This is a genomic window from Spirulina sp. LEGE 11439 (assembly GCF_059821285.1).
The window spans coordinates 1-7,522 of the sequence record NZ_JCAMRX010000097.1; the positions used below are offsets into that span (position 1 = coordinate 1).

Genomic DNA, 7,522 nt, shown 5'->3' on the forward strand with positions numbered 1-7,522 from the left:
TACTATTTTTTTCTTCCCTCATATTGTACCTCATATGTTCAAGAAACGCTATATAAGTATTAGCAAGTTTATACCGAATACATTCTGGAAAAGTTTTAGACAAAATCTCTTTAAGAATATAGAGAGCAATTCTATCTCGAACAGTTGGAATCGCTAAAATTCTAGGTTGCTTTTTTCGACCTTTCGAGCGCAAAAGTTCAAGATAAGGAGAAAATTTATATGTTCCTGACGATCCCTTTTTATTTAAGATTTCTAGATGTTTTTTTAATTGGCGAGCAAATTTTACTGGATCGAGTCGATCAATTCCTTTTGTATTTTTTATAGCAATCTTTGATGTAAAAATATCGCTTAATGATTTAAGAGAAAATAAGGTTTGTAATAATTCATAGGGAGATGTTTGAGAACTTGAAAATTTATTTTCCATATCCTATAAAGGAAACGTACTAAACTATAAACTTTATATAACACAGTTTATCTATGTTGTGCAAGCCTAAGAAAAAAAAGGTGCGTCAGCAAGCCAACGCCCTCGCAATAAGTTTTTAAAAACCGCAAAACTACGGTGCAAACGCAAAAGAATCCGGCTGATAGGACTGCACCCCCTTCATATATTGCACCCGTTCAAACCCACTCTCATCCGCACAATTGATCTGACTCATACTACCCTGCATTTGCCGCACCGACTCATACTCATTTTCCTCCATCCAGTGCCGCATCTCCTCCTCAATTGTCTGTAAATAAGGAATGCCGTGACGTAACAGAGACGAACAAACCTGAGTCACCTTTGCCCCCGCCATCAACATCTTCAGCGCATCTCGCCCGTGTTGCACCCCACTCGTCGCCGCTAAATCTGCATGGATGCGACCGTAGAGAATCGCGATCCAGCGCATGGGCAAGCGAGATGCTTGAGGCGTACTTAAAAGAATGTTGGGACGCACCACCAACTCATCGATATCGATATCCGGTTGATAGAAACGGTTGAACAACACCAACCCATTCACCCCTACCTCATCAAACTGCTTGGCCATATTCGCCATATTGGTGAAAAAGGGACTCAGCTTCAATGCCACGGGGATCGAGACCTCTGACTTAACCGATCGCACCACTTCCACATAACTCGCCTCAATTTCTGCCGCCGTCACGTTAGAATCCGTGGGAATATTGTAAATATTCAATTCCAGCGCATCCGCCCCTGCTTCCTGCATCAACTTTGCGAAATGCGTCCACCCTCCCAAGGTAGACCCGTTGAGGCTGGCAATGACGGGAATATCGACCATTTCCTTAGCTTTGCGAATATGTTCGAGATATTCCTCGGGTCCGACGTGAAAGGTCTCTGGTTCGGGAAAATAACTAAGGGCTTCTGGGAAACTCTCGGTACCGTAACTTAAATGATGATGCAATTCGTATTCTTCTTGAGCCAATTGTTCCTCAAAAACGCTGTGCAGTACCACCGCCGCCGCCCCCGAGTCCTCCATGATTTTCAGATTATCGATATTCTCTGTTAACGGGGCTGCTGCGGAGGGAACGAGAGGAGATTTTAGGTTTAGCCCTAGATATGTTGTTGTTAAATCCATTGTTTTTGTTGTTGGTTATGGGTTTTTGATTTGCCCTCTTGGGAAGAGGTTAGGGTTTTTTGAAGCGATCGCAATTCATTAATGAATTAATTGGGGATTGTCAAGTTTTCAGAGAGGAGAGAAGAGAAATGAATACCATAAATCGGTAATGAAATTGTCTTTCTCATTGTCGATCCGCCGAGGATTGAAAATCCCCGTCTCATACACAAAATCCATTGAAATGGATTGGGGAATCGTGGGATCTCATTTTATTTTCAATTGCGATCGCCAAACAGAATAAAACAGAGGAAACCGCAGAAACGATCGCAACGTAACTCAAAAATCTGCCTCAGTCCTCTGAAGAGGACTTTTTCTATGAGACAGGGATTTTGAATCCCTGTCGGATCGTCGGATCCCTGTCAAAGGTCAATCTATTCAGCCTCCCCAATCTGACGAGAAGCCAAATATTGATACATTTGCCAGCGCAGATCCACATCCTGTTGTGCCTCGCTTAACAAACGTTTTGCATCTTCTGGCTTCGTCTTTGTCAGCATCTTGAAGCGATTTTCCTCATACATGGACTCCTTAACCCCTTTCTTCGGCGTGCGAGAATCAAGCTGTAAAGGATTCTTCCCATCTTTCACCAAATTGGGATTATACCGATACAGCAGCCAACGACCGCTTTCTACAATGTCCTTTTGATGACTCATCGCCGTTTGCATATTAATTCCGTGGGCGATGCAGTGAGAATAGGCAATAATCAACGAAGGACCCTCATAAGCCTCAGCCTCCAAAAATGCCTTTAATGTATGTTCGTCTCGCGCCCCCATGGCCACGGATGCCACATAAATATTCCCGTAAGTCATGGCAATTAAACCGAGATCTTTTTTACCCGCAGGTTTGCCCCCCGCCGCAAACTTCGCCACCGCCCCCCGAGGGGTTGCTTTCGAGGCCTGTCCCCCGGTGTTGGAATACACCTCCGTATCCATTACCAAAACATTGATATTGCGACCGCTTGCAAGGACGTGATCCAAACCACCATAACCGATATCGTAAGCCCAACCGTCTCCCCCGACAATCCAAACGGATTTCTTGACGAGATAATCGGCGAGGCTTAATAATTGCCGGGCATTAGTATCCTCAACCCCTTGTAAAATCTGCTTCAATGCTTCCACTCGGTCCCGTTGTTCCCAAATATCCGCCTCATTTTTCTGAGGATTATTGAGAATTGCCGTTACGAGATCGTCCCCCACTGTCCCCCCGAGTTTGGCCAAAAGTTCCGCCGCAAAGGTCGCGTGTTTGTCGATGGAGACCCGGAAACCAAAGCCAAACTCGGCGTTATCTTCAAACAGAGAATTTGACCAGGCGGGACCGCGTCCGTCGGCATTTTGCGCCCAAGGCGTTGTCGGTAAATTTCCCCCATAGATGGAAGAACACCCCGTGGCGTTGGCGATGACCATGCGATCGCCAAATAATTGCGTAGCGAGTTTTAAATAAGGGGTTTCCCCACATCCCGCACAGGCACCGGAGAACTCAAATAAGGGTTCTTGTAGTTGTTGCTGGCGAATTTGGTTGAGTTTCAGGTTCAAGCGATCGGGGTTCGGTAAATTGAGGAAATAATCCCAGTTTTCTCGTTCTGCTTCTCGTAAAGGTAACTGTTCCGCCATATTCAACGCCTTGCGAGAGGGTTGAGATTTGTTTTTCGCCGGGCAAATATCCACGCAAACCCCGCAGCCCGTACAATCTTCTGGGGCAATTTGAATGGTGAACTTTTGACCCGCAAAATCTTTTTTATCCCGCGTATTGGCAGATTTGAAGGTGCTGGGGGCATTTTGCAACTGTCCGGGATCGTAGGCTTTGCCTCGGATGGTTGCGTGGGGACAAACCATGATGCACTTACCGCATTGAATGCAAACATCGGGATCCCACGTGGGAATAAATTGGGCGACGTTGCGTTTTTCCCACTGGGCGGTTCCTGTGGGATAAGTTCCATCACAAGGCAGGGCGCTAACGGGAATACTATCTCCTTCTCGGACTAGCATTTTCCCTTCAATATCCCGCACGAATTCGGGGGCATGGGTGGGAATGGCGGGAAGACGATGAATGGGGCTGTTTGCGTCCTCTATATTCACCTCAAAGAGATTATCGAGGGCATTATCGACAGCGTTGAGGTTCATTTGCACGATTTTCTGCCCTTTTTTGCCGTAAGTTTTCTCGATCGCCTTCTTAATTTGCGCGATCGCTTCTTCTTTGGGCAAAACTCCCGCAAGGGCAAAGAAACAGGTCTGCATGACGGTATTGATCCGCCCTCCCATGCCACTGTCGCGGGCGACTTTGTTGGCATTAATGATATAAACTTTCAGTTCTTTACGAACAATCGTTTCTTGAATTTCGAGAGGAAGTTGTCCCCAAACTTCATCAACTCCATAAGGACTATTGAGGAGGAAAGTTGCTCCTTGTGCGGCTGCCTTGAGAACGTCCAATTTTTCGAGAAATGTCCACTGATGACAGCCGATAAAATTCGCCTGTTTGATGAGATAAGTGGAACGAATGCGATCGGGTCCGAAGCGCAAATGAGAAACCGTGACGGCACCGGATTTCTTGGAGTCGTATACGAAGTAACCTTGAGCATAATTATCGGTTTCCGTGCCGATAATTTTAATGGAATTCTTGTTGGCTCCGACAGTACCATCAGATCCCAAACCGTAGAACATGGCACGCACGACGCGATCGGGTTCGATATCAAAATTGGGGTCGTATTTTAAGGAGGTCTGGGTAACATCATCATTTATACCAACGGTAAAATGATTCTTGGGTGTCTCCTGCGCCAAATTATCAAAAACACTCTTTACCATTGCCGGATTAAACTCTTTAGAAGATAATCCATAGCGACCGCCGACTACTATTTTTAAATGGCTCAATTTTGCTTTTAATTCTGCATCACTACCAAATTGAGTTTCTTGTACTGCTGTCAGGACATCTTGATAGAGGGGTTCTCCTGCCGATCCCGGTTCTTTGGTGCGATCTAAAACTGCGATCGCTTTCACGGTACTGGGTAAAGCTGCCACAAATTTAGCTACAGAAAAAGGACGATAGAGGCGCACTTTCAATACACCGACTTTTTCTCCTTGTGCTGTTAAATAATTGACAGTTTCGTGAACGGTTTCACAACCGGATCCCATGAGAATGATAACCCGTTCCGCACCGGCCGCGCCTTCATATTGAAACAGTTGGTAACAACGACCTGTTAACTGTTCAAACTTGTTCATCGCCTTTTCGACAATGCCCGCACAAGCCTCATAAAAAGGATTGACACTTTCCCGTGCTTGGAAGTAAACATCGGGGTTTTGGGCAGTTCCTCTCAGGACGGGGCGATCGGGAGTTAAACCGCGCGATCGGTGAGCAAAAACCCACTCATCCTCGATCATTTCTCGCAGAATTTCTTCAGCCAAAATCTCCACTTTTTGCACTTCATGGGAAGTCCGAAACCCATCAAAAAAGTGGAGAAAAGGAACGCGAGATTCTAATGTTGCGGCTTGGGAAATTAATGCCAGATCGTGCGCTTCTTGTACCGATGCCGAACAAAGTAACGCCAAACCCGTTGCCCGAGTCGCCATGACATCGCTATGATCGCCAAAGATAGAAAGTGCCTGTGCTGCCAGCGATCGCGCTGCTACGTGAATAACGCAACTGGTTAATTCTCCCGCAATTTTGTAGAGATTGGGGATCATTAATAAGAGTCCTTGAGATGCGGTAAATGTTGTCGTTAACGACCCCGTTTGTAGCGCCCCGTGAACGGCACCGGCTGCCCCTCCTTCTGCCTGCATTTCGACCACAGAGGCAGGCGTTCCCCATAAATTGGGACGACCTTCCGACATCCAAGCATCCGCCCATTCTCCCATTGGTGAAGAAGGTGTAATGGGATAGATAGCAATAACTTCATTGAGTTTGTAGGCAACGCGAGCAACGGCTTCGTTACCATCTATGGTTGCAAAGGTGTTCTTACTCATAGCTTGAGGTGTTGATTAGTAGTGATTGGTTAGCACTCGTTAGTCATGCGATCGCTTTAATTTTCCTCTCAAATAAACGCTTTAAGTACTAACAACATTTCTGTTGCTTGAAAATAGATAAATTAGTGAATTATTATGAATCTATTTTCTTTGAATTGATGTTTAATTTAGTCGGACTTAACCCCTCGCTTTTCACCTTTTATTTTCGCATTTTTTGAGAGGATTGGGAACAATGCTTAGCTTTTTTTAACCTAGTCTTCTTTTTTTAATAAAATGCAACATTTTTTAGTCAATGCCTTGCGATCGCAGGGCAAAATATATTAAAATTTTAACCAGATGATTTTAACAACATTTTTATTGCTTTTCTATGGGTTTAGAGCTTTACAAAAACCTAAATTTTTTCTTAAGCATTTATACTTCAATATGCGATCGCCCATCGCCCATTTTCCAGTATTTAATGAGATAATGGTTATCTATGAGACAGAATTAAAGAGGTTCTCCCATGACAGTTATTGCACAACAATCCGCCCGCGACCTATTTCGAGCAGCTTACGAAAATCGCTACACTTGGGACAGTAATTTTCCGGGCTATACTGCCGATATTACCTACAACCGAGATGGTGAGACATTTTCCGGTCAAGTCCGCATTAGTGCCGACCTCAAAGGGGAAATTACGGGAATAACCGACGAGGCCGCTAAAAAAGCGATCGAGGGTCAAGTCTGGGAAATTTCTATTCACCGCATCCGTCGCGGTTTTGAACAAACTCACGGGGAAAATACCTTCTCCTATGGGAAAACCGACCCAGACGGAAGCATCGAGATTTTAATGGGAGGAAAAGCAGAAGGCGATCGCTACAAACTCCATAATAATGAAGTCAGCATGGTTCACCGTAACATTCACGGCACGGTGGTTACGATTAATACCTTCAGCAGTCACGACACGGGAGAAGGCTATCTTTCTCATCGCTATGATTCGGTTTATCACGACCCCAAAACTGGAGAACAAAAAGGCGGTGTGAATAACTTTGAAGATGAATACGAAAAAGTTGGCGCTTATTCCATCTTAAATCGTCGCGCCATTCAGACTGAAATTAAAGGAGAAATCAAAACTCAAGAGTTTCTCTTTTCTAACATTCAATTGTTAGGTTAAATTGCAATTGGGGTGGGTATTCTCCACCCTACTTGCGATCGCGCTATCCTTAAAAAAGATAAAAATAAATTTTCTTTAAGATAATGACTCCTACAGATATACAGACAACAACAAAACTTTTAACTCCTCTCCCCGACCATACGCAGCTTCCTTGCGAAGATGGAAAATTTGTGAAAAACTTTCAAGAACATCCTCAAAGTATCTTGATTACCGATTCAATTCGTCCCATACTGGCACGAATTCATCCCGATGGACAGTATTGTATCGGTCAAGATAGTGGCATCTACTGGCGCATCACCGATCCGCCTTTAAAGGGTGCATTATCCCCTGACTGGTTTTACGTCCCTAATGTAGCCCCCGATCTGAACGGACAGATGCGGCGTTCTTATGTATTATGGCAAGAAATTGTTCCCCCGCAAATTGTTCTCGAATTTGTTTCGGGGAATGGTTTTGAAGAACGAAATAAAACACCGTGGAAGGGAAAATTTTGGATTTATGAAACCGTTATTCGTCCAGCTTATTACGGTATTTATGAAGTCCGACAGGCACAAGTTAAAGTGTATCGCTTTGTGGAAAATCGCTACGAGTTGATGCCCGCAAACGATCGCGGCCATTTTCCCCTCGAAACCTTGGGAGTAGAGTTAGGTATTTGGCAAGGAAATTATGCCAATGTTGAATTACCTTGGTTGCGTTGGTGGGATAATCAGGGGAATTTATTATTAACAGGAGAAGAACGTGCCGAACGAGAACAACAACGGGGAGCAGGTCAAACCTGCTGAACACATGAACTATTGACAAATAAGATAAAAAGA

The 7,522-nt window shown here is 44.6% G+C and carries 4 protein-coding genes and 1 pseudogene; 2 read left to right on the forward strand and 3 right to left on the reverse strand.

The genetic code is table 11. The annotated features are described in order from the left end of the window. From AC6RV6_RS29625 to nifJ, 3 genes and pseudogenes are all read right to left on the reverse strand, one after another. Positions 1–424 (reverse strand): annotated as a pseudogene (locus tag AC6RV6_RS29625) (hypothetical protein); the annotation flags it as partial. A 130-nt stretch (positions 425–554) separates the two neighbouring features. Next, positions 555–1,571, reverse strand: a complete 1,017-nt coding sequence (locus AC6RV6_RS29630) for a dihydroorotate dehydrogenase-like protein (protein WP_500244472.1) — start codon at positions 1,569–1,571, stop codon at positions 555–557. Between the two features lie 410 nt (positions 1,572–1,981). Beyond that, positions 1,982–5,560 carry a pyruvate:ferredoxin (flavodoxin) oxidoreductase gene (gene nifJ / locus AC6RV6_RS29635; protein ID WP_500244473.1) on the reverse strand — a complete coding sequence of 1,193 codons (3,579 nt, stop codon included), beginning with the start codon at positions 5,558–5,560 and terminating at the stop codon, positions 1,982–1,984. Positions 5,561–6,062: 502 nt separating this feature from the next. Between nifJ and AC6RV6_RS29640 the strand changes: the two genes are divergently transcribed. Continuing rightward, on the forward strand, positions 6,063–6,710 hold the full coding sequence (locus tag AC6RV6_RS29640; RefSeq protein WP_500244474.1) for a DUF3386 domain-containing protein: 648 nt from the start codon (positions 6,063–6,065) through the stop codon (positions 6,708–6,710). A gap of 83 nt (positions 6,711–6,793) precedes the next feature. Beyond that, positions 6,794–7,489 carry a Uma2 family endonuclease gene (locus AC6RV6_RS29645; protein WP_500244475.1) on the forward strand — a complete coding sequence of 232 codons (696 nt, stop codon included), beginning with the start codon at positions 6,794–6,796 and terminating at the stop codon, positions 7,487–7,489. Positions 7,490–7,522: the final 33 nt, after the last annotated feature.